This is a genomic window from Claveliimonas sp., assembly GCF_037273965.1.
In the GTDB taxonomy this organism is placed as follows: domain Bacteria; phylum Bacillota; class Clostridia; order Lachnospirales; family Lachnospiraceae; genus Claveliimonas; species Claveliimonas bilis.
The window spans coordinates 1-21,274 of record NZ_JAYAZJ010000079.1 but is presented as its reverse complement, the minus strand read 5'-3'; the positions used below and the strand labels follow the sequence as shown (position 1 = coordinate 21,274).

The 21,274-nt window shown below is 46.4% G+C and carries 21 protein-coding genes and 1 other annotated feature; of the genes, 18 read left to right on the top strand and 3 right to left on the bottom strand.

Going from position 1 to position 21,274, the window contains the following annotated elements; translation table 11 throughout:
- Position 1: 1 nt before the first annotated feature.
- The 4 genes from WJ238_RS07080 to WJ238_RS07065 all read left to right on the top strand — a co-directional run bounded on the left by WJ238_RS07080 (position 2) and on the right by WJ238_RS07065 (position 2,782).
- Positions 2–1,093: an NAD(P)H-dependent flavin oxidoreductase gene (locus WJ238_RS07080; protein WP_230105170.1), complete on the top strand. Its 1,092-nt coding sequence runs from the start codon at positions 2–4 to the stop codon at positions 1,091–1,093.
- A gap of 38 nt (positions 1,094–1,131) precedes the next feature.
- Positions 1,132–1,578, top strand: a complete 447-nt coding sequence (locus WJ238_RS07075; protein WP_230105171.1) for a MarR family winged helix-turn-helix transcriptional regulator — start codon at positions 1,132–1,134, stop codon at positions 1,576–1,578.
- Between the two features lie 19 nt (positions 1,579–1,597).
- Positions 1,598–2,326, top strand: coding sequence for an NAD-dependent protein deacylase (locus WJ238_RS07070; RefSeq protein ID WP_337606536.1), 729 nt, complete (start codon positions 1,598–1,600; stop codon positions 2,324–2,326).
- 177 nt (positions 2,327–2,503) lie between these two features.
- Entirely contained in the window at positions 2,504–2,782 is a 279-nt protein-coding gene (locus WJ238_RS07065) for a hypothetical protein (RefSeq protein ID WP_337606535.1), read from the top strand.
- Positions 2,783–3,055: 273 nt separating this feature from the next.
- Here the strand turns inward: WJ238_RS07065 and WJ238_RS07060 are convergent, their stop codons facing one another.
- Positions 3,056–3,661, bottom strand: coding sequence for a putative ABC transporter permease (locus WJ238_RS07060; RefSeq protein WP_337606534.1), 606 nt, complete (start codon positions 3,659–3,661; stop codon positions 3,056–3,058).
- A gap of 188 nt (positions 3,662–3,849) precedes the next feature.
- Between WJ238_RS07060 and WJ238_RS07055 the strand changes: the two genes are divergently transcribed.
- From WJ238_RS07055 to WJ238_RS07010, 10 genes are all read left to right on the top strand, one after another.
- Positions 3,850–4,500 carry a hypothetical protein gene (locus WJ238_RS07055; RefSeq protein WP_230105175.1) on the top strand — a complete coding sequence of 217 codons (651 nt, stop codon included), beginning with the start codon at positions 3,850–3,852 and terminating at the stop codon, positions 4,498–4,500.
- A gap of 86 nt (positions 4,501–4,586) precedes the next feature.
- Entirely contained in the window at positions 4,587–5,105 is a 519-nt protein-coding gene (locus WJ238_RS07050; protein ID WP_230105176.1) for a peptidylprolyl isomerase, read from the top strand.
- A 68-nt stretch (positions 5,106–5,173) separates the two neighbouring features.
- On the top strand, positions 5,174–6,019 hold the full coding sequence (locus WJ238_RS07045; protein ID WP_337606533.1) for an energy-coupling factor transporter ATPase: 846 nt from the start codon (positions 5,174–5,176) through the stop codon (positions 6,017–6,019).
- A complete protein-coding gene (locus WJ238_RS07040) occupies positions 6,004–6,870 on the top strand; it encodes an energy-coupling factor transporter ATPase (RefSeq protein ID WP_230105178.1) in 867 nt (288 codons plus the stop codon). The genes WJ238_RS07045 and WJ238_RS07040 overlap by 16 nt, the downstream gene beginning before the upstream one ends.
- Positions 6,867–7,682, top strand: a complete 816-nt coding sequence (locus WJ238_RS07035) for an energy-coupling factor transporter transmembrane component T family protein (RefSeq protein WP_230105179.1) — start codon at positions 6,867–6,869, stop codon at positions 7,680–7,682. Before WJ238_RS07040 ends, WJ238_RS07035 begins: the two co-directional genes overlap by 4 nt.
- A gap of 80 nt (positions 7,683–7,762) precedes the next feature.
- Positions 7,763–8,551, top strand: a complete 789-nt coding sequence (gene truA, locus WJ238_RS07030; protein ID WP_230105180.1) for a tRNA pseudouridine(38-40) synthase TruA — start codon at positions 7,763–7,765, stop codon at positions 8,549–8,551.
- A 114-nt stretch (positions 8,552–8,665) separates the two neighbouring features.
- Positions 8,666–10,648, top strand: a complete 1,983-nt coding sequence (locus WJ238_RS07025) for a sodium-translocating pyrophosphatase (RefSeq protein ID WP_230105181.1) — start codon at positions 8,666–8,668, stop codon at positions 10,646–10,648.
- 199 nt (positions 10,649–10,847) lie between these two features.
- Entirely contained in the window at positions 10,848–11,189 is a 342-nt protein-coding gene (locus WJ238_RS07020) for a PadR family transcriptional regulator (RefSeq protein ID WP_230105182.1), read from the top strand.
- Complete coding sequence (locus tag WJ238_RS07015; protein WP_337606532.1) at positions 11,176–12,462, top strand: permease prefix domain 1-containing protein; 1,287 nt, start codon at positions 11,176–11,178, stop codon at positions 12,460–12,462. The genes WJ238_RS07020 and WJ238_RS07015 overlap by 14 nt, the downstream gene beginning before the upstream one ends.
- A gap of 386 nt (positions 12,463–12,848) precedes the next feature.
- Positions 12,849–14,387 (top strand): ATP-binding cassette domain-containing protein, encoded by a 1,539-nt coding sequence (locus tag WJ238_RS07010; RefSeq protein WP_230105184.1) that lies wholly within the window; start codon positions 12,849–12,851, stop codon positions 14,385–14,387.
- Positions 14,388–14,486: 99 nt separating this feature from the next.
- On the opposite strand, the gene WJ238_RS07005 is transcribed toward WJ238_RS07010, so the two are convergent.
- Positions 14,487–15,770, bottom strand: coding sequence for an L-cysteine desulfidase family protein (locus WJ238_RS07005; RefSeq protein WP_230105185.1), 1,284 nt, complete (start codon positions 15,768–15,770; stop codon positions 14,487–14,489).
- Between the two features lie 171 nt (positions 15,771–15,941).
- On the opposite strand from WJ238_RS07005, the gene nagA reads away from it, so the two are divergent.
- The 4 genes from nagA (at position 15,942) to WJ238_RS06985 (ending at position 20,206) form a co-directional block, all read left to right on the top strand.
- Positions 15,942–17,090 carry an N-acetylglucosamine-6-phosphate deacetylase gene (gene nagA / locus WJ238_RS07000; protein WP_230105186.1) on the top strand — a complete coding sequence of 383 codons (1,149 nt, stop codon included), beginning with the start codon at positions 15,942–15,944 and terminating at the stop codon, positions 17,088–17,090.
- 27 nt (positions 17,091–17,117) lie between these two features.
- On the top strand, positions 17,118–17,819 hold the full coding sequence (locus tag WJ238_RS06995; RefSeq protein WP_230105187.1) for a DUF5714 domain-containing protein: 702 nt from the start codon (positions 17,118–17,120) through the stop codon (positions 17,817–17,819).
- A gap of 77 nt (positions 17,820–17,896) precedes the next feature.
- Positions 17,897–18,170: a binding site (T-box leader), on the top strand.
- Between the two features lie 147 nt (positions 18,171–18,317).
- The gene (tyrS, locus tag WJ238_RS06990) at positions 18,318–19,538 is read left to right on the top strand and encodes a tyrosine--tRNA ligase (protein ID WP_337606530.1); all 1,221 of its coding nucleotides are present in this window, start codon (positions 18,318–18,320) and stop codon (positions 19,536–19,538) included.
- Positions 19,539–19,684: 146 nt separating this feature from the next.
- A complete protein-coding gene (locus WJ238_RS06985; RefSeq protein ID WP_337606529.1) occupies positions 19,685–20,206 on the top strand; it encodes a flavin reductase family protein in 522 nt (173 codons plus the stop codon).
- Between the two features lie 30 nt (positions 20,207–20,236).
- Here the strand turns inward: WJ238_RS06985 and WJ238_RS06980 are convergent, their stop codons facing one another.
- Entirely contained in the window at positions 20,237–21,181 is a 945-nt protein-coding gene (locus tag WJ238_RS06980; protein WP_337606527.1) for a carbohydrate kinase family protein, read from the bottom strand.
- Between the last annotated feature and the right edge of the window lie 93 nt (positions 21,182–21,274).

Below are 21,274 nucleotides of genomic sequence, written 5' to 3'. Positions count from 1 at the left end.
TATGAAAATAGAGCCATTAAAGCTGGGAGAGATTACAGCAAAACTCCCGGTGATCCAGGGAGGAATGGGAGTGGGCATCAGCCTTGGCGGTCTTGCCGGGGCTGTTGCCAAAGAGGGAGGAATCGGAATCATTTCCGCAGCACAGATTGGATATCGGGAACCGGATTTTGACCGGGATCCCAAAGCGGCCAACCTAAGAGCGATAACGACAGAGTATGAGAAGGCACGAAAGATCTCGCCGGATGGTGTGATCGGCTTCAATCTGATGGTGGCTATGAAATTTTATGAGGACTATGTCAGGGAAGTGATCAAAGCAGGAGCAGATCTTATCATATCGGGAGCGGGCCTTCCCATGGATCTGCCGAGGATCGCAAAAAAAGCAGAGACAGAATATAAAAGAGACAGAAAAGTACTGCTTGCACCCATTGTTTCCACAGAAAAGTCTGCCCGCGTTATCTTAAGGTACTGGGACAGAAAATATCAGAGGATTCCGGATCTTCTGGTAATAGAAGGACCTCTTGCAGGGGGGCACCTTGGATTTACCAAAGATCAGCTGGAGCATTTTGGCAAAGATTCCTATGAAGAGGAAATCCGGAATATACTGGAAGCGGTGAGAGAATTTGAAGAAAAATACGGCCGGAAAATCCCGGTAGCCCTTGCAGGCGGAATAGAGGGAAAAGAGCAGGTAAAACGGGCATTTGAGCTGGGAGCAGACGCCGTACAGGTGGCGACACGCTTCGTAACCACAGAAGAATGTGATGCGGATATCCGATATAAGGAAGCTTATATAAAAGCGGAAAAAGAGGATATTATCATTGTAAAAAGCCCGGTGGGAATGCCTGGAAGGGCAATCCGGAACGCGTTTATGGAGAGGGTCATAAAGGAAGGAAAAATTCCTCACAGTCCCTGCCATCAGTGTCTCCATTCCTGCAACCCAAAGGAGATACCATATTGTATCACAGACGCACTGATCAACGCGGCAAAAGGAGAGACGGAACAGGCTCTTCTCTTTTGCGGAGCATATGCCTATAAGGCAAAAAGGATCGAAACAGTGAAAGAAGTCATTGCCTCTTTGCTGCCGGAACCGGTATAATAGAAATAGAGAAATGTTTACAGGAAGGAGGGCTTTTCATGGATGCATACAAAACGATCAACGATATCCTGGTGAATCTTATCAACGAAATCTGGGAGTTGGAAGAAAAAGCGATCATTACAGAAGAATTTAAAGATCTCACCAACAATGATATGCATGTCATAGAAGCGATCGGCCCAGAGGAAGGTAACAATATGTCATCCATCGCAAAAAAACTGAATATTACGGTAGGATCGTTGACGACAGCTATGAACAGCCTTGTAAACAAATCTTATGTTTCAAGAAGCAGAAGCGAAAAAGACCGGCGAGTTGTCTATGTAAAGCTTACAGAAAAAGGTATCCGTGCCTATCAGCACCACGAAGATTATCATCGCCAGATGACAGAAGCGATCCTGGCGAAGCTAAGCGAAGATGAGATCCCGGTCCTGATGAAGACCCTGGACGGATTGTCGGAATTTTTCCGGGGGTACAGTCAGAAATCATAAGGCTCCGGGAGGGATGAATATGTATGAAGAAGAGATAAAAAAGCTGCAGGAAATCATTGATGACAGCGAAAGGATCGTATTTTTTGGAGGGGCAGGTGTGTCTACAGAAAGCGGAATACCTGACTTCAGAAGCGCTGACGGTATTTATCATCAGCAATATAAATACGCTCCGGAGCAGGTCGTAAGCCACAGCTTTTTTGTGCGTCATACGGAAGCGTTTTATGATTTTTATAAAGAGAAGATGGTATGTCTTGAGGCGAAGCCGAATCAGGCTCACAAAAAGCTGGCAGAGCTGGAGGAGAAGGGAAAGCTTGCGGCGGTCATCACCCAGAATATTGACGGACTTCATCAGATGGCAGGAAGCCGAAAGGTGTATGAGCTCCACGGCAGCGTTCACCGGAATTACTGCCAGAAATGCGGAAAATTCTATGACGCAGCCTATGTAAAAGAATCCCGGGGAGTTCCCAGATGCCAGTGCGGCGGGATCATCAAGCCGGATGTGGTACTCTATGAGGAGAGTCTGGACGGATCTACCATCCGGAGAAGCATAGAGGCTATCAGCAGCGCCGATACGCTGATCATTGGAGGCACATCCCTGGTAGTATACCCGGCGGCAGGCTTTATCGACTATTTTCACGGAAAACATCTGGTGGTAATCAATAAGAGCGCCACTGCAAAAGAAGTGGGAGCAGAACTCAGTATCGCTGCCCCCATCGGAGAAATATTGGGGCAGATCCAGGTAAGATAAAATATAGGATGATAAGAAGGGGAGATCGTACCTTGCGAAAAGGCATGATCTCCCCTGAATTTTATATTTTATATTTCGGATCATTCGGACTTTGTTTTCCGTTCCCTGTCTTTGATATATCTGATATATCGGTAAATCTCGGCGCCTGCCATCAACGCGCCTATGCGGGTCAGAAACATGGCATTCGTTTCTAAGAGTGAGACTCCGGCATACATAGCGAATAAATATATCTGGATCGATAAGGTTGCCATCCAGACAGACGGGAGGTCGATCAAAAGGATCTCCCACAATAGTGTTTCTGACCGTTTCTTCTCCCGGCCTATGGTTACGATCGCAAGAGCGAACAATATGTATGAGATGATGACATGTATGACCTGGAAACCGACAAGACTTATGGGATCTGAAATGCTCTGCTCTAATCGGAAGTTTATGGCAGGAACGGCAAGGAGGGAATAGAGATAAACCAACAGAGCTGTGAAAATGGTTTTTTTATTAAATTTTCTCATATGTTTCCCCTCTCATGAAAATAAAACGCTTGCTCTATTAAATTGTTCCATAGATTTATACTGTCATCATACCAGTTTGTCTGTGAATTTTAAATGAAAATTTTCAAAATCAGTTGACAAAGGGCCATTTCATAGTGCTGCATATGACATAACTGTCTCTAAAGTTTCTTTTCTCTGTACATGGACAAGACATCTGTGATAAAATCAACGGTAAAGTCGAAAGTCAGATGGCGGTTGTAATACCGAATCCTGTATTGGGATGCAGAAAGGATACGGCAATGTCGGCAGCAAAAATAAGAAGAAGAGCCGCGCAGAGAAGGCAGAGGTATTTTGGGGGGATGCGGGAAAATATCCCTTCAAGCTTTGGAGCGATGATATATACGATGGCAAGTCCGCCGATGCCGAAGATCAGAAGTCCTGTCAGGCAGACTCTTCCCTGGATCTCAAAAAGCATGTCCGAATAATTCCACCAGCGGACTTGGAATAAAGTTTCCAGAGCCAGTCCGGAAAAGTATTCGATGATGCCGCACAGCAGCATCGTCATGCCGAAAAGACGGAGCGGACGGTCCTGCCATTTCTTCAGCACAAGAAGGATCAGGACTCCACCGGTCCCGTAAATCGGCAGCCACGGACCGGTCAGGACGCCGCGGTTGATGAACATGCCGTCCATCACAAGATGAAGGAGGACTTCCCACAGCCATCCAATACCGGAAAAGGTAAAGAAGATCAGAACAAGCGACGGGAAGGAATAGTGTTTCTGATATTCCAAAGAAGCAGACGGACGGATGGATAAAAGCAGGTTTTCCATACGGTTTACAGCAGTTTTCATAACATTACCCCCTTCATGATCGTTTCTTTTTTATCTGCTTATAGTGTAAAAGAAAGAATTAAAGATATAGGGCGGAAAATTATAAAGATTTCCGAAAGATTTCTGACGGAAAAATTAAGCATTGAAATTTAGGATTGATATGGAGAGAAGAAATCAGCTATATTGCAGATGGAGGTTTGCAGTCAGACATGAAAAAACAACTGGATTATTTTGAAATAGAAGGAGAGTTCGGAGGGAACCAGGACTGGTTTACAAACGTAGTGATGCACATTGGCGGATGCGCCGCTGCTACAGCATGTGACAGCTGCATCTATTTTGCTCGGGAAAAAGGGATGAAACATCTTTATCCCTATGCTCCCTATGACCTTTCAAAGAGAGATTACAAAAGTTTCAGTATGAAAATGAAGCCTTATCTGAAACCACGAAAAGGCGGCGTAGATAAACTGGAACTTTACATAGACGGGATGACAGATTATCTTCAGGATGTGGAACAGTCGGGAAAACATATCCGCATGGAGGCTTTTGCAGGGGAAAATTCCTGTGACAAGGCCTGGGCGGTGGTCAGGAAACAGATTGACGCCGGATATCCGATTCCCTATCTTCTGCTGCGCCACGAAGATACGGGGCAGTTCAGAGACTTTATCTGGCACTGGTTTCTTCTGGTAGGATATGAAGAAAAAATGGAAGGAGATCAGAAGAAAAGGCTGGTGACAGCGGCAACTTACGGTCAGGCAACCACATTTGTTCTGGATGAACTGTGGGAAACCGGGAGAGAGCCAAAAGGAGGGATGATCCTTTACTCCATTGAAGATGGGGAAAAGAGGGAGTCCGCTTTTTAGGATAGGGGATGAAGGAGTTTGCAAAAAGCACTGTCCCCATGTTACAATATTCAGGAAATCTGATGAAAGAAACGAGGTAAGAAAATATGGCAAATCCTATCGTTACGATTGAAATGGAAAACGGAGATATCATGAAAGCAGAGCTGTATCCGGAGATTGCTCCTAATACAGTCAATAACTTTATCTCATTGGTGAAGAAAGGATACTATGACGGTCTGATCTTTCACCGTGTGATCAGCGGATTTATGATCCAGGGCGGATGCCCCGACGGAATCGGAACGGGCGGTCCGGGATACAATATCAAAGGGGAATTCAGCCAGAATGGTTTTGCAAATGATCTGAAGCATACAGAGGGAGTGCTGTCCATGGCAAGAGCAATGCATCCGGACTCTGCAGGAAGCCAGTTCTTTATCATGCACAAAACTTCACCTCACCTGGACGGTGCATATGCGGCGTTCGGTAAGATCACAGAGGGAATGGACATTGTAAATAAGATTGCAGAGACTGACACAGACTACAGTGACAGACCTCTTAATGTACAGAGAATGGCAAAGGTGACAGTAGACACAATGGGCGTAGATTATCCGGAACCGGAGAAGGCATAGAAGAATAACGTAAAATAGGACACAGTAAAATTGACCGGAAAGGGAGCGGCAAAAAGATGGCAGAAGAAATGGTTAGGACAAGGGACCTTGTCTTTGAATATGAAAAGCGGGATGAAGAAGGAAACGTGATCGGCAGCTCCCGTGCGATCGATGAAGTGGATCTGGATATTAAAGAAGGCCAGTTTATTGCCATTTTAGGTCACAACGGTTCGGGTAAGTCAACACTGGCAAAACATATCAATGCGATCCTTGTTCCCACAGGAGGGACGATCTGGGTAGACGGAAAGGATACGAAAGATCCGGAAGAACTCTGGAATGTGCGTCAAAGTGCGGGAATGGTATTTCAGAATCCGGACAATCAGATCATTGGCACAGTGGTGGAAGAGGATGTGGGATTCGGACCGGAAAATCTGGGCGTTCCCACAGATGAGATCTGGAAGCGTGTGGAGGACAGCTTAAAGGCTGTTGGAATGATCGAATACCGCCATCATTCTCCCAACAAGTTGTCCGGCGGACAGAAGCAGAGAGTCGCAATTGCAGGTGTGATCGCTATGGAACCAAAATGCGTTGTGCTGGATGAACCTACTGCCATGCTGGATCCGATTGGAAGAAAAGAAGTGTTAAATACCGTGCGGGCGCTCCGTCATCGGAAAAACGTTACGGTAATCCTGATCACGCACTATATGGAAGAAGTCATATATGCGGATAAGATTTTTGTAATGGATCACGGAAAAGTAGTGATGAATGGAACTCCAAAAGAAATTTTCTCACAGGTGGACATGCTGAAGCATTACCGCCTGGATGTGCCGCAGGTTACCATGCTGGCGGATGAACTTAGGAAAAAGGGGCTGGATATTCCGGCGGGAATTTTAAAGAAAGAAGAATTGGTGGAAGCACTATGTCAATTAAATTAGAACATCTGAATTATATATACAGTCCCGGAACTGCTTACGAAAAACAGGCGCTTAAAGATATCTGCCTTGAGATTCCTCATGGGGAATTTGTAGGGATCATCGGTCATACCGGATCCGGAAAATCGACACTGATCCAGCATTTAAACGGACTGATCCGGGCAACCAGCGGAACGATTTACTATAACGGAGAGGACATCTATAAAGAAGGCTATGACATGAAGAAGCTTAGGAGCCAGGTGGGACTTGTGTTTCAGTATCCGGAGCATCAGCTTTTTGAAGTGGATGTTCTGTCCGATGTATGTTTTGGTCCCAAAAACCAGGGATTTTCACCGGAAGAGTGCGAAGAGAAGGCAAGGGAAGCTTTAAAGCTGGTAGGACTAAAGGAAAAATATTATAAATCCTCTCCTTTTGAGCTGTCGGGAGGGCAGAAAAGAAGAGCAGCCATTGCAGGTGTTCTTGCAATGGATCCCAATGTGTTGGTTCTGGATGAGCCGACAGCGGGGCTGGATCCCAAGGGCCGTGATGAGATCCTTGATCAGATCGCGTATCTGCACCAGCAAAGAGACATGACAGTAATCCTTGTCTCCCACAGTATGGAAGACATTGCAAAATATGCAGACCGGCTGATCGTGATGAATAAAGGTCAGGTCCTGTATAATGACAGGCCCAAGATGGTTTTTTCTCATTATCAGGAATTGGAGCAGATTGGTCTGGCAGCGCCCCAGGTGACTTATATCATGCACGATTTGAAAGAGAAGGGGTTTGATGTGAAAGTGACGGCAACGACAGTGGCGGAAGCGGCAGAAGAGATTATGCAGGCAGTTCAGGCGAGGCGGGGGAGAAAAGAATGATACGAGACATAACAATAGGACAATATTATCCGGCCAAGAGTGTACTGCATCGTCTTGATCCGAGAGTGAAACTGGTTGGAACGCTTTTATATCTGATATCTTTGTTCCTTTTTGATAATATTTGGGGCTATCTTGTGGCAACGGTCTTTCTGATTACAATTATCCGTTTGTCTAAGGTTCCTTTCAGCTATATTATGAAAGGCATGAAGCCGATCATTATGCTTTTGCTGATAACAGTGCTTTTCAATCTTTTTCTTACCAGAGGAGGAGATGTACTTTTTCATGCCTGGATTTTTACCATAACGGAAGCAGGTCTTCGGACAGCGGTTTTTATGGCGATACGGTTGATATACCTGATTGCAGGATCTTCCCTTATGACATTTACGACAACGCCTAATGCGCTGACAGACGGGATTGAAAGCCTTCTGCATCCGCTGAATAAGATCCATGTTCCGGTGCATGAGGTTGCTATGATGATGTCCATTGCGCTTCGGTTCATTCCTATTCTTCTGGAAGAGACAGATAAGATCATGAAAGCGCAGATTGCCAGAGGCGCAGATCTGGAGAGTGGAAATATCATCCAGAGGGCCAAAAGTATGATACCTATACTGGTTCCTCTGTTTGTGTCTGCATTCCGGCGAGCCAATGACCTTGCCATGGCTATGGAATCAAGGTGTTACCGGGGCGGCGAAGGACGTACAAAAATGAAACCGCTGAAATATCATGGCAGAGACCGGGCCGCTTATATTATCGTGATCGTTTATGTTGCGGCAGTGTTCTGTATTGGAAAACTGGGGACGGGGGTTTTTTAGAGCCTCCGTTTTTCTTTGATTTGGAAACATCCCTTTATAAAAAGAGATATCCCCAAAATGTGGAAAAGGATGTGGATAACATGCGGAAAAGAATAAAATTGACAGTCGCCTATGATGGAACAAACTACTGTGGCTGGCAGATCCAGCCAAATGGCCTGACAGTGGAAGAGGTACTCAATAAAAAGATCAGTGCTCTTACCGGAGAAGATATCAAAGTGATCGGAGCCAGCAGAACAGATTCCGGCGTACATGCCCTTGGCAATGTGGCAGTATTTGATACGGAATCCTCAATACCGCCGCAGCGGTTCGCCTACGCTTTGAACCAAAAGCTGCCGGAGGATATTGTGATCACAGATTCCAGAGAAGTTCCGGCTGACTGGCATCCGAGATATCAGGACAATATCAGCAAAATATATGAGTATCATATCTACAACGGGCCGGTGCCTGACCCGATGAAGCGCTGCTATGCCGCCTTTGTTTCTTTTCCCCTGGATATAGAAAAAATGCGGATGGGGGCAGACTACCTCGTAGGAGAGCATGATTTTGCAAGTTTCTGCAATGTACGGACCAACACGGAAGATACGGTCCGTACCATTGAGGATATGCAGATCCTGATACAGGAAAAGCGGACAGAGGAAGATTCTTCCCCTGGCGGAAGAGAGATCGTCATCCGTATTAAAGGCAATGGATTCCTCTATAATATGGTGCGTATTATTGTCGGGACCCTGATCCGTGTAGGACGGGGATTCTATGAACCGGAGAAGGTAGAGCAGATTTTACAGATGAGAAAAAGGACGGAAGCGGGAGTGACAGCTCCGCCCCAGGGACTGGTTTTGGTTAAAATACTTTACGGAGAATCTGAAAAATAATGTGCTAATTCAAATGTATAAATGAAAAACACAGAAAATACAATAGAAATATAGTAATTGATAGAAATTAATGTTAGAATGAATGTACGAAAAAAGAGAACGGAGGTATTTTGTATGGAAGGATTGTTGAAGGTGGTTCCGTTCTTCGGCATTCTGGCATTAATTTTTGCGGCCTATCTGGCAGCAAAGGTGTCAAGGCAGGAAGAAGGAACTCAGCGCATGAAGGAAATCGCATCGGCCATCAGTGAAGGGGCCAGAGCTTTCCTCATGGCAGAGTACAAGATTCTCGTATTTTTTGTACTCATTTTATTTGTGCTGATCGGCCTGGGAATCGGCAACTGGATCACGGCAGTATGCTTTGTCTGCGGAGCTTTGTTTTCCACCCTTGCCGGGTACTGCGGAATGCAGGTGGCTACACGGGCTAATGTCAGAACGGCAAATGCTGCAAGAAACAGCGGGATGAATAAAGCCTTATCCATTGCATTTTCCGGCGGCGCTGTTATGGGGATGTGCGTGGCTGGATTTGGAGTGCTGGGGGTGGGTTTGATCTATGCATTGACGGAAAATGTAGAGATCCTGTCCGGATTCAGTCTCGGCGCTTCTTCGATTGCATTGTTTGCTCGTGTGGGCGGAGGCATTTACACAAAGGCTGCGGATGTGGGAGCTGACCTGGTGGGAAAAGTAGAGGCCGGCATCCCGGAGGATGATCCGAGAAACCCGGCAGTCATTGCAGATAATGTAGGTGACAATGTAGGAGATGTTGCCGGCATGGGAGCGGATTTATTTGAATCTTATGTAGGAGCATTGATCTCAGCTCTTACACTTGGAGTTGTCTATTATCAGATAGCAGGTGCAGCCTATCCGCTGATCATAGCCGGACTGGGACTTTTGGCGTCTATACTGGGAAGCTTTTTTGTGCGAGGAGATGAAAATTCCAATCCACATAAGGCGTTGAAGATGGGTACATACGTTTCCAGTATTTTTGTGGTGATCGCTGCGTTTGTATTCAGCTGGTTCATGTTTGGGGGCATGAATGAAGCGATTTCTATTGTAGCCGGATTGATCGTTGGTCTGGTGATCGGTATCATCACTGAAATATATACATCAGGAGATTACAAATCAGTAAAAGAAATCGCAGCACAGTCGGAAACGGGTTCCGCTACCACTATTATCAGCGGCCTTGCCGTGGGAATGAAATCGACGGCAGCACCGATCCTTCTGATCTGTGTGGGAATTTTTGCCGCTTATCAGTTCAGTGGTCTTTATGGAATTGCTCTTGCCGCTGTAGGTATGCTTTCCACTACAGCCATTACCGTTGCAGTGGACGCTTATGGACCGATCGCCGACAATGCAGGAGGAATTGCAGAAATGTCCGGACTGGAGCCGGAAGTAAGGAAGATCACAGATAAATTGGATGCAGTGGGCAATACGACGGCAGCCATCGGCAAAGGATTTGCGATCGGTTCTGCAGCCCTGACGGCGCTGGCCTTATTTGTATCTTATGCAGAAGCTGTCCAGCTGACACAGATCGATCTTTTAAATAACCGTGTGATCATAGGACTTTTTATTGGAGGCATGCTTCCGTTTCTGTTTTCAGCAATGACGATGGAATCGGTCTCCAAGGCTGCCTATCAGATGATCGAGGAAGTGCGGAGACAGTTTGCAGCTATGCCGGGAATCATGGAAGGAACACAGCGGCCGGATTACAAGTCCTGTGTAGCGATTTCCACAACAGCAGCATTAAAGGAAATGCTGGTTCCCGGAGTGATGGCAGTAGCGGCGCCTCTTTTGATCGGTATTGTCTTAGGACCGGACGCGCTTGGAGGTCTGCTGGCAGGATCTCTTGTAACCGGAGTGATGATGGCGGTATTTATGTCCAATGCAGGAGGCGCCTGGGATAATGCGAAAAAGTATATCGAGGACGGTAACCATGGAGGCAAGGGAAGCGATGCCCATAAAGCGGCAGTTGTTGGAGATACCGTGGGGGATCCTTTTAAAGATACATCCGGACCGTCCATCAATATTTTAATTAAATTAATGACCATTGTATCACTGGTATTTGCACCGCTGTTTTTGTCGATCGGAGGACTTTTATAGAAGAATGACGGGGTAAGGAAAAAGAATAACCTGAATTTAGAGTAGAAAAGAAGGACCGCTCAAACTATGGATATTTTGCTTCTATAGTTTGGGTGGCTTTCTTTTGTATGAAACTTTACGAATTTGTCTTGACATATATCGGACATCTATATATTATATAGATAACCGATATATCGATAATCTATACAAGGAGGAAACTATGGCTGTGGAAAAAAGTCTTTTATCAGGAAGTACGGCTATGCTGATCTTAAAGCTTCTCGAAGAAAAGGAAATGTATGGATATGAAATGATAGAAACTCTTCGGGAGCGGTCTGAAAATGTTTTTGAGCTGAAAGCAGGTACCCTGTACCCGCTTCTGCATTCTCTGGAAGAAAAAGGGGCGTTGGAGTCCTATGAAAGTGAAATAGGGGGAAAGGTGAGAAAGTACTACCGGATCACAAAGGAGGGAAAAAAACAGCTGAAGGAAAAAACGAAAGAGTGGAAGGAGTATTCCCGTGCAGTTGCAAATGTACTGGGAGGTGCAGTATATGAATATGCATGATTATCTCATGACAGTTTCAGAACAGATCCGGTGTCAAAGAGCATGGCCCATGATAGAAAAGGAACTTAGGGATCATATTGAAGATCAGAAGATCGACTGCATGGCAGAGGGAATGACTGAAAAAGAAGCGGAGGAGGAAGCAGTGCGGCAGATGGGAGATCCGGAAGAAACCGGAATGAGTCTGAATCACGTCCATCGCCCCAGAATGGACTGGAAGCTTCTGGCAGTTGCGTTTCTGTTGGCAGCAGTTGGGCTGCTTCTTCAGTGGATGACTTATCAGCAGCCCGATTCTGCATATAAAGCGGCAGAAGTCTGGAGGCAGGTAAGATATTCGGCAGCAGGTTTTGTAATTATGATCCTGCTTTGTTTTATGGATTACAGCCTGATCGGGAGATATGCGGGCAGGATATGGCTGGCGGTTCTTGGTCTGGAGGTATTCACTTATGCGGTAAACGTGATGTGGTACAGGGGAATATGGATCAATGGGGGAATTTACTCTTATGGAGCGCTGATCGACTGCCTTCTTCTGCCTGCCTTTGCCGGAATGCTGTGGAGCGGCAGGGGAAGCAAAGAAAAAGGAATTGCCAAAAGTGCAGGATGGCTGCTTGTGATTGGCATTCTTTTTCTGCTTCCGTTTCAGAACCATATATATGCTCCGGTTGTGTTTGGAATCTGCGGGACAATGCTCTGTGTGACAGTGTGGAAAGGCTGGTTTTTCCAGAAACAAAATCAGAAGAAAGACAAAAAACAAATCCGGATTTTTCTGGGACTTATCTTTCTGACGGCAGTTGGCGCTCTTTTGCTTGCCTGGTATACAGGGAATCATTTCATCCCAATGGAATACAGTCAGACGGTGCGTGAAAATGTTCAGAGTCTTGCGGCAATGGATAAGGCGGGAGTGGATCTTACCGGAAGCGAACTTGAGTGGACAAGGTTTGATGTGCGGGGCGATTTTCTGTGGCTTTATTTGTTTTATCGTTTTGGGATGGCTCCGGTTACGCTGCTTACTGTTTTGGCAGTCCTTTTTCTTGTCTTTCTCTTTCTGGCGGTTTTCCGGCAAAAAAATCGTCTGGGATTTCTGATAGGGCTGGGATGCGTAAGCTTTGTTGCGGTTCAGATCATCTGGTATCTGGGAAGCAATCTGGGGCTTTTGCCGTCAGGTCAGGGTTATATGCCGTTTTGTACGATCGGAGGGACTAATATGACAGTGACCTACATTTACACAGGACTTCTTTTGTCCGTTTACAGAAACAGCCGGGTAGTGAAGAATTAGAGAATAAGAATACAGATTGACATGCTCCGGATACTGTGGTAGGTTAATAGAGACAGCAGTTGGCTGCAAAGATGCAGTCGATCATGTAAAAGGAATGAATCTGATATAGAAGAGGAGATGAAAGGATGAAGAATTTCTGCAGATAAATATGAATTTCATATTTGGCGCACAATGATCGCAATGATAAATGGTGTGTGCATGCAGAGAAGAAGATCCTGGAATCCGGAAAAGAAACTGCGTATGGAATGATACGGCGCAGCATAAAAAGGCAAATGGAAAAGAAGGAAGACATGGAAATTGTTCCGTGTCTTTTTTTATTTGACAGGAAACTTTGTTCCCGGTATTTTTTCTGCTGTCATGCACCTGGAAAAAGGAGGAATGCGGATATGTCTTTGATAAGTGTAAATCATCTTTCCTTTTGCTATGAGGGAGGGATAGAGCCGGTCTTTGAAGACGTCTCCTTCCAGATCGATACAAACTGGAAGCTGGGACTGACCGGCAGGAATGGAAGGGGTAAAACAACGCTTCTTCACATATTAGAGGGAAAATACGAATATACAGGAACCATAACAGGAGCCGGGGGAATGGATTATTTTCCTTTTGAGATCACGGATCCAGGGCAGGATACGATCGTGATAGCCAAGGAGCTGGATCCGTACTATGAGCTTTGGAAAATATGCCGGGAACTGTCCTTTCTCGATGTGGACAGTGAAGTGCTGTACCGTCCGTTTGATTCGCTGAGTGGCGGAGAACAGACGAAGGTCATGCTGGCAGTTCTGTTTTCAAGGGATAATCATTTTCTTTTGATCGATGAACCTACCAATCATCTGGATATGGGGGCAAGAGAGCAGGTCATGCAGTATTTAAAGAGAAAAAAGGGATTTATCCTGGTGTCTCACGACAGACATTTCCTGGACGGATGTGTGGATCACATTCTTGCCATTAACCCGGAAAATATAGAAATAACCCGTGGGAATTTTTCTACATGGCAGTCAGAGAAAGAGAAAAGAGACGTTTCCCAGCAGGCAGAAAATGAAAAATTGAAAAAGGATATCCGACGCCTGGAGGAGGCGGCCAGACGGACGGAAGGCTGGTCAGATGCGGTGGAGCGGACAAAGACAGGCAGCAAAATAGCGGGACTGCGCCCTGACCGGGGAGCGATCGGACATAAGGCGGCAAAAATGATGAAACGTTCAAAAAGTATAGAAAACCGGAGAAATGCTGCGGCAGAGGAAAAGAAAAAGCTCCTGAAAAATGTGGAGCATACAGAAGAGCTGAAGCTTTATCCTCTCACCCATCATAAGCAATGTCTTGTTGCCATGGAAGATGTGACTCTGGCCTATGGGAACCATGAAGTGTGCAGAGGATGGGATTTAAAGATCTGCCAGAATGAGCGGATTCTCCTGCAGGGGCCTAACGGATGCGGGAAATCCAGTATTTTAAAGGCAGTGCTGGAGGCTACAGGATGGAAAGAAGACGCCGGCTTGAAAGGACAAGAGAAGGAAGAAAGCCGGGATGAGCTGAAGAAGGAAGGGAAAATAGAAACAGCGGCAGGACTTATTATTTCCTATGTTCCCCAGACGCCGTCAGGACTGGAAGGAACCTTAAAGGAATACGCGGACAGATATGATCTTCCCGAATCTACTTTTCTTGCGCTGCTTCGGAAGATGGATTTTTCAAGAATGCAGTTTGAAAAAAGACTGGAAGATTACAGCATGGGACAGAAAAAGAAGGTTCTTATTGCAAAAAGTTTATGTGAGCAGGCCCATCTTTATATTTGGGATGAACCAATGAACTATATTGATATTTTTTCCCGGCAGCAGATCATAGAACTGATCAGAAAATATCATCCAACAATGCTGCTGGTGGAGCACGATTATGACTTTGTCAGACAGGTGGCGGTGCGCACCGTAACCGTGCCGTAAAAAGCATCTGCGTAAAAGGCATCTATGTGCCGGAAGAAGCAGAAAATATAAGAGAGCAGGTTTTTAGGTGACCTGCTCTCTTCATTGTAATTGTGATTTTTAAATACAGGAAAGATCAGTTTTTCCGATCATGAGATTCAGGATTTCCACATCGGTCTGACGCATGCCTTCCCGTCCCATATATCCGATGGCCTTTACGGTGTCCTCTGCCGTTTCCATGGCAAGACCTTCGCCTGCTTCAAAGCGGATGCCTTTCATTGCCATTTTGTGACCGAGAAACGCTGCCTGAAGAGAGGAGGAAATTTTAGCGGCACAGCTTGGTTTTGCGCCGTCGCAGGTGATCCCTCCCACATTTACGATGGTATTGATCACTGTATTTTCAATTTGTTCCTGTGTACCGCCGCACAGATAGGTGATGCCTGCCCCTGCTCCGGCAGCCGCACAGACAGCGCCACAGTAGGCGGAAAGAGGACCGATATAACGTTTCTGATCCTGGGCAACCAGGTTGGAAATGCAAAGAGCGCGAAGGAGCTGCTCCTGAGATTTTCCGGTGCCCTTCGCGTATTCGATCACAGGAAGGGAACAGGTCATTCCCTGATTGCCGGAACCTGAGATAATAATAACAGGAAGGGAGCAGCCGCTCATTCTGGCGTCAGATCCGGCGGCAGCCCGCGAAATGGATCTCCATTTGACGTCGTCTCCGAACTCTTCAAGGATCATACGGCCGATCCCGGCGCCCCACTCATGTTCCAGACCTTCATCCGAAATGGCTGTATTATACGCAATCTGCCGTTCCAGAACTTCCCGGACTTCACCCAGATCTACTTCTTTCGCAAAAGCAATAATGTCTTTTAGGTTTAAAAGAGACTTGTCCACCTGTGCTTTCACAGGATCGGCGTCTCCCTGATAGATCACTTCTCCGTTCCGTTCGATCAAAGTAATGCAGGTGTGGCTGTTTTCTATACGTACAACTGACCTGTCTGTTCCTTTGAGAGCTTGGATCTCGATGAAAAGGTTGGGCACCCCTTCTTTTAAGAGACAGGTACAGAAATGAGATTTCAGAAGTTCCTTTGTCTTTATGCGGTCTGTTTCAGAAACGGTTTCCAGCACTTCCAGTTTACGACCTGCATCTCCGCCCAGCGCTCCCAGGATGACGGCGGCTTCTACCCCTTTTAACCCTCCGGAATTGGGAACCTTTACTCCTTTTACATTCTTGATGATATTACCGCTGCACAGAGCCTTTATACTTTCCGGAAAATCTCCAAGGACTTCTACTGCCTTTGCGGAAGCATAGGCAAGAGCGATCGGCTCCGTACATCCAAGAGCAGGTATGAGTTCTGTTCTTAAAATTTCTACGTAATTATTATAAATTTCCCCGTTCATTGTTTCCTCCGATTTGTATGATTACAACTTTACTATAACAAAAAGCATAACAATCCACAATGCTGGAAATTGCTTTTGTTGACGGTAAATGTTACAATCTTTGCATAAAGCATTGTCCGCCCCGGAAAGGGAATTTGTCCGGGAAGAGCAGGGAAAGGAGCGAAAAAGATCATGCACATTAAAAATGTAAAAGTATACGGAGAAGACAAACGATTTGAAGAAGGAGAAATTTTTATAGATGAAGACAGAGGGATTTTTGCGGAAGGCGAAAATTTGCCGGAAGGGAAAGTGATAGATGGAGAGGGCTGCTTTGCGGTTCCCGGATTCATTGACATCCATTTCCACGGCTGCAAAGGCTATGATTTCTGTGACGGCACAATAGAGGCAATAGAGAAGATCGCGGAATACGAGGCGTCTGTAGGTGTGACGGCCATTTGCCCGGCCACTATGACGCTTCCGGCAGAGGAGCTGGAGCACATTCTTGCCACAGCGGCAGGATATCGGAAAGGCGCTCATGGAGGGGCCGACCTCTTGGGCGTGAATATGGAAGGACCGTTTATCAGTGAAGAAAAGAAAGGGGCCCAGGATGCAAGGAATATTTGCAGGTGTGATGCCGGCATGTTCCGGCGTTTCCAGAATGCGGCAGAAGGACTTGTGAAATATATCGGGATCGCGCCGGAAAAAGAAGGAGCGCTGGAATTTGTGGAAGAGGTAAAAGACGAAGTCCATGTTTCCCTGGCTCATACCAATGCGGATTATGACTCTGCAAAGGCAGCGTACGACAAAGGGGCATGTCATGCGGTTCATCTGTACAATGCCATGCCGGCCTTTTCTCACCGGGCGCCGGGCGTTGTAGGGGCTGTGGCGGACAGCTCTCATGTGATGGCGGAACTGATCTGCGACGGGGTGCATATTCACCCGGCAGTGGTGCGTACAACCTTTAAAATGCTTGGAGAAGAACGGATCATTTTCATCAGCGACAGTATGAGAGCCACCGGTATGCCGGACGGCAGATACACACTGGGAGGGTTGGACGTGGATGTGAAGGGGAACCGCGCAACCCTTGTATCGGATGGATCTCTGGCAGGATCTGCCACTAATCTGATGGACTGTGTGCGGACGGCAGTTAAAAAGATGGAGATTCCTCTGGAGACAGCTATCGGATGCGCCACAGTAAATCCGGCCAAAAGCCTTGGAGTCTATGATAAATACGGATCTATTTCCGTGGGGAAAAAGGCCAATATGCTGCTCCTTGATCAGGATCTGAATCTGAAAGCAGTTATAAAAGACGGGAAAATGTTAGAAAGGCAAGCTGTGTAATAAAAGCGAAAAAGAGGGAATACGACAATGAGTGAGAGAAAAAGAGGCGCCTGTCTGGTATGCGGAGAAAATCTGACTTATTATCCGAAAGCAGTGGAGATGGAATGTGTTTTCTGTGGAAAAAAGGAACTCTCCCATGCTTCCTGTGAGAAGGGACACTATGTATGCGATGCCTGCCATGCTAAAAAAGGCATTGAGGTCATTATGGAAATCTGCCAAAAGACGGATTCGAAAAATCCGGTGGAAATTGCCCGGAGGATCATGGAAGATCCTTATATTTACATGCATGGGCCGGAACATCATGTCATGGTGGGAGCGGTTCTTCTTACGGCATACCGCAACAGCGGCGGAGATATCGACTTAAAAGAGGCCCTGGAAGAGATGAAAGAAAGAGGCAGCCAGATACCGGGAGGCGTGTGCGGGTTCTGGGGATGCTGCGGAGCAGGAGTCAGCACAGGGATCTATATGAGTATTGTAACGGGAGCCACGCCTCTTGCGGGACGCTCCTGGGGGCTGGCAAACCGGACAACGGCCAAGGCGCTGGAGGCCATCGGGGAGCTTGGAGGCCCCAGGTGCTGCAAGCGGGATACATTTACGGCGATCCGAAAAGCGGCGGAGATGACGGCAAAGGAACTTGGGGTGGAAATGGACTGCCCGGCAGAAATCGTCTGCACTTTTTCGGAGGAAAATCAGCAGTGCCTGAAAAAGGCCTGTCCGTATCACAGGTAAAGGAGATTTTACTTCATATTGTGCTTGACAAATATATACAAATACGTTAGGATTGCAGACAGAGAAACGACAAATATAAAAAGGCTTTGAAAAGAAGAAGTAGCATTCGAAACACCCAGACAGAAAGCTGCCGGCGGATGAGAGGCGCATGAAGGAGTCGGATGTGAATACATCTTGGAGCTTCGCACTGAAATCGGAAAAGGCCAAAGGAAAGGTCAAAAGAAAGTAGGATGCGACGTAAGTGGCATACGTTATCATGCACAGGCTGTAAAAGAGAACGCAGCCTTGAAAGGCCGTCTGCTGTGAGGCAGCGGTGAAATAAGGTGGTACCGCGAGCAATTCGCCCTTACTGTTGAAAAACAGTAGGGGCTTTTTTATTTAATAGGAATCTTCGTTCCCTACTGAATAAAACGCTCCGGACAGAATGCGCAGGCCTTTCATGTATCAGAGATCAAAGCAGAATGAGTCAAAAAAGAATCAGAAAAAAGGAGAAGAAAAATGGGAATTTATGAAGAACTGCAGGCAAGAGGACTGATTGCCCAGGTGACAGATGAAGAAGAGATAAGAGAACTGATCAACAATGGAAAAGCAACCTTTTATATTGGATTTGACCCTACAGCAGACAGCCTCCACGTAGGACATTTTATGGCGCTTTGTCTGATGAAACGTCTCCAGGAAGCTGGAAACAGACCGATCGCCCTGATCGGAGGAGGAACAGGCTACATTGGCGATCCTTCGGGAAGATCCGATATGCGCTCCATGATGACGCCGGAGCAGATCCAGCACAACTGCGACTGCTTTAAGAAGCAGATGAGCCGTTTCATTGATTTCTCTGACGGAAAGGCTTTGATGGTAAACAATGCAGACTGGCTTCTGGATCTGAATTATATTGATCTTCTCAGGGAAGTGGGACCGCATTTTTCCGTAAACCGTATGCTTGCGGCAGAATGTTATAAACAGAGAATGGAAAAGGGATTAAGTTTCCTGGAGTTTAACTATATGATCATGCAGAGCTATGATTTCTATGAACTGTTCCAGAAATACGGCTGCAACATGCAGTTCGGCGGGGACGACCAGTGGAGCAACATGCTGGGAGGAACTGAATTGATCCGCCGTAAGCTGGGTAAAAATGCATGCGCTATGACCATTACACTTCTTCTGAACTCCGAGGGAAAGAAGATGGGAAAAACACAGAGCGGCGCAGTATGGCTTGATCCGGAAAAGACCTCTCCGTTTGATTTCTATCAGTACTGGAGAAATGTGGCAGATGCAGACGTACTGAAATGTATCCGTATGCTGACATTCCTTCCGCTGGAAGAGATTGACAAGATGGATTCCTGGGAAGGCGCACAGTTAAATACTGCAAAAGAGATCCTTGCTTACGAGCTTACCAAACTGGTGCATGGCGAGGAAGAAGCAGAAAAAGCACAGGCGTCTGCAAGAGCTTTGTTCAGCCAGGGTGCAGCGGCACAGATGCCGACTACAGAGCTTACGGAAGAGGATATGGAAGACGGATGCATCGATATCCTCACAATGCTTGTAAAGAGCGGGCTGGTTCCTTCTATATCAGAGGCAAGACGTGCAGTGCAGCAAGGCGGCGTTTCCGTGGATGGCGAAAAAGTGGAAAACATCCATGAAGTGTTCACAGAGGATGCATTTAAAGCAGGTATTGTGCTGAAAAAGGGAAAGAAAAACTTCCGTAAAATTGTGATGAAATAAGAGATTTTTTATCGGGAAAATAAAAAATAATCCTCATAAATGGAATGATTGACCTGCACCAGATTGTGTCGACAAATGGAATTGACAATGATTTCCCAATGGTGCGCTGGTACTAAGAGAAACAGAGACAAAGAGGAGGAAAAAATATGGCCTTTAAAGAAGTAGATATCCATACGCTGCAGTTTAACCCCTTTGATAAGATCAGCAAACAGTGGATGCTGATCACAGCAGGAGAACAGGAGAAATCCAATACAATGACAGCAAGCTGGGGAGGCGTTGGATTTATGTGGGGGAAACCGGTTGCAACTGCCTATATCCGCCCCCAGAGATACACAAAAGAATTTGTAGATACAAATGACAGATTCACCCTTTCCTTTTTGACGGAAGAGAAAAGAGAGGCTCTTAAAATCTGCGGTTCTGTTTCTGGAAGAGATGTGGCAGATAAATGGGAGACGGCGGGTCTTATGCCCTGCTGTGTCGAAGTAGAAGGCGGAAAAGCAGTTGCTGTTTCCGAGGCGGAAATGATCTTTGTCTGCAGAAAACTCTATGTGCAGGAAATGCTTCCGGAGTGTTTTGTGGACGAAAAAAGCAAAGAAACCTGGTATCCGCAGAAAGACTATCATGTGATGTATATGGCGGAAATCGAGAAAGTTCTTGTAAGAGAATAAAGGCGGTAATAGAAGGGCAGGACCTGGGAATCATTCCTCAAGTCCTGCTCTTTTTAAAATAACGTTTATATCGTTCCCGGCGCCGCAGGCTCCCAGGTTTTCAATGCAGATGGAAGCTCCGGCATTTGCAAAACGGCCGCAGTCGGGGAGGGAAAAATTTTTGCCTAATGCATGGAGAAAACATGCGGTAAATGTATCGCCGGCTCCGGTTGTATCAATGCATTTCGCACCGGAATATGCCGGTATTTCCCAGCGTTCCTGATTGGTTTTGATAAAACAGCCCCGGGAACCGTTTTTAATAACAACATGTTTCACTCCGCATTGAAGAAAAGCATCCGCAATATCGTCAAGGTCCGTCTCGCCGGTAAGAAGTGCGGCTTCCTCATAGTTGGGAAAGACATAGTCAAGAAGAGAAAGGCACTCCTTCATATCTGCAAGTGTCTCCTTGTTTTTACACTTGGTCATATCGGCACATAAGGTCATTTTCTGATCTTTGACTCTTCGGAACAGATCCGTGAGGGCGGCGTTGTCAAAAAAAGGAGATACAAAAATACTGGCAAAACAGAAAAATTTACTTCCTTCCAAAGCACTGTCAGGAATGTCTTCCGGGTACAGATTCCGAAGGGTGCCCCGGGGTGAAGTGATGAAATGACGTTCCCCCTGATCGTCCACAAGAACAATATTCACACTTGTAGGGATATCACCGGAACGGCGGATGCAGCTCGTGTCAATGTGGGACATGGCGCATTCCGCCATGATCGTATCCCCGGCGGTGTCCCGGCCAAGCTTGCTGATCAGACGGACCGGATTGCCAAGAGAAGAGAGTGCCTTGGCCTCATTCATGGCATCGCCTCCGGTGCGCATCGTAATCCCCTTCGCCGGTATGGAACCGGTCCGAAAGACAGAAGGATCGACCGGTCGCGCAAGAACATCCATGATAGCGGCTCCGGCAATGATAAAGATAGGATGGTTCATATTGGCTCCTTTCTGCAGATGGGGACGTAACAAAGTTTAAAAGCAATGTCATTAAGTTTAGAAAATGAGTCCTCAAAAGAAAGACAGTGTTGG

What these genes read in the sequence shown, in the direction of transcription:
- WJ238_RS07080 (WP_230105170.1), top strand. Translation starts at nt 2, where the DNA reads ATGAAAATAGAGCCATTAAAGCTGGGAGAGATTACAGCAAAACTCCCG.
- WJ238_RS07075 (WP_230105171.1), top strand. Translation starts at nt 1,132, where the DNA reads ATGGATGCATACAAAACGATCAACGATATCCTGGTGAATCTTATCAAC.
- WJ238_RS07070 (WP_337606536.1), top strand. Translation starts at nt 1,598, where the DNA reads ATGTATGAAGAAGAGATAAAAAAGCTGCAGGAAATCATTGATGACAGC.
- WJ238_RS07065 (WP_337606535.1), top strand. Translation starts at nt 2,504, where the DNA reads ATGGCATTCGTTTCTAAGAGTGAGACTCCGGCATACATAGCGAATAAA.
- WJ238_RS07060 (WP_337606534.1), bottom strand. Translation starts at nt 3,661, where the DNA reads ATGAAAACTGCTGTAAACCGTATGGAAAACCTGCTTTTATCCATCCGT.
- WJ238_RS07055 (WP_230105175.1), top strand. Translation starts at nt 3,850, where the DNA reads ATGAAAAAACAACTGGATTATTTTGAAATAGAAGGAGAGTTCGGAGGG.
- WJ238_RS07050 (WP_230105176.1), top strand. Translation starts at nt 4,587, where the DNA reads ATGGCAAATCCTATCGTTACGATTGAAATGGAAAACGGAGATATCATG.
- WJ238_RS07045 (WP_337606533.1), top strand. Translation starts at nt 5,174, where the DNA reads ATGGTTAGGACAAGGGACCTTGTCTTTGAATATGAAAAGCGGGATGAA.
- WJ238_RS07040 (WP_230105178.1), top strand. Translation starts at nt 6,004, where the DNA reads ATGTCAATTAAATTAGAACATCTGAATTATATATACAGTCCCGGAACT.
- WJ238_RS07035 (WP_230105179.1), top strand. Translation starts at nt 6,867, where the DNA reads ATGATACGAGACATAACAATAGGACAATATTATCCGGCCAAGAGTGTA.
- truA (WP_230105180.1), top strand. Translation starts at nt 7,763, where the DNA reads ATGCGGAAAAGAATAAAATTGACAGTCGCCTATGATGGAACAAACTAC.
- WJ238_RS07025 (WP_230105181.1), top strand. Translation starts at nt 8,666, where the DNA reads ATGGAAGGATTGTTGAAGGTGGTTCCGTTCTTCGGCATTCTGGCATTA.
- WJ238_RS07020 (WP_230105182.1), top strand. Translation starts at nt 10,848, where the DNA reads ATGGCTGTGGAAAAAAGTCTTTTATCAGGAAGTACGGCTATGCTGATC.
- WJ238_RS07015 (WP_337606532.1), top strand. Translation starts at nt 11,176, where the DNA reads ATGAATATGCATGATTATCTCATGACAGTTTCAGAACAGATCCGGTGT.
- WJ238_RS07010 (WP_230105184.1), top strand. Translation starts at nt 12,849, where the DNA reads ATGTCTTTGATAAGTGTAAATCATCTTTCCTTTTGCTATGAGGGAGGG.
- WJ238_RS07005 (WP_230105185.1), bottom strand. Translation starts at nt 15,770, where the DNA reads ATGAACGGGGAAATTTATAATAATTACGTAGAAATTTTAAGAACAGAA.
- nagA (WP_230105186.1), top strand. Translation starts at nt 15,942, where the DNA reads ATGCACATTAAAAATGTAAAAGTATACGGAGAAGACAAACGATTTGAA.
- WJ238_RS06995 (WP_230105187.1), top strand. Translation starts at nt 17,118, where the DNA reads ATGAGTGAGAGAAAAAGAGGCGCCTGTCTGGTATGCGGAGAAAATCTG.
- tyrS (WP_337606530.1), top strand. Translation starts at nt 18,318, where the DNA reads ATGGGAATTTATGAAGAACTGCAGGCAAGAGGACTGATTGCCCAGGTG.
- WJ238_RS06985 (WP_337606529.1), top strand. Translation starts at nt 19,685, where the DNA reads ATGGCCTTTAAAGAAGTAGATATCCATACGCTGCAGTTTAACCCCTTT.
- WJ238_RS06980 (WP_337606527.1), bottom strand. Translation starts at nt 21,181, where the DNA reads ATGAACCATCCTATCTTTATCATTGCCGGAGCCGCTATCATGGATGTT.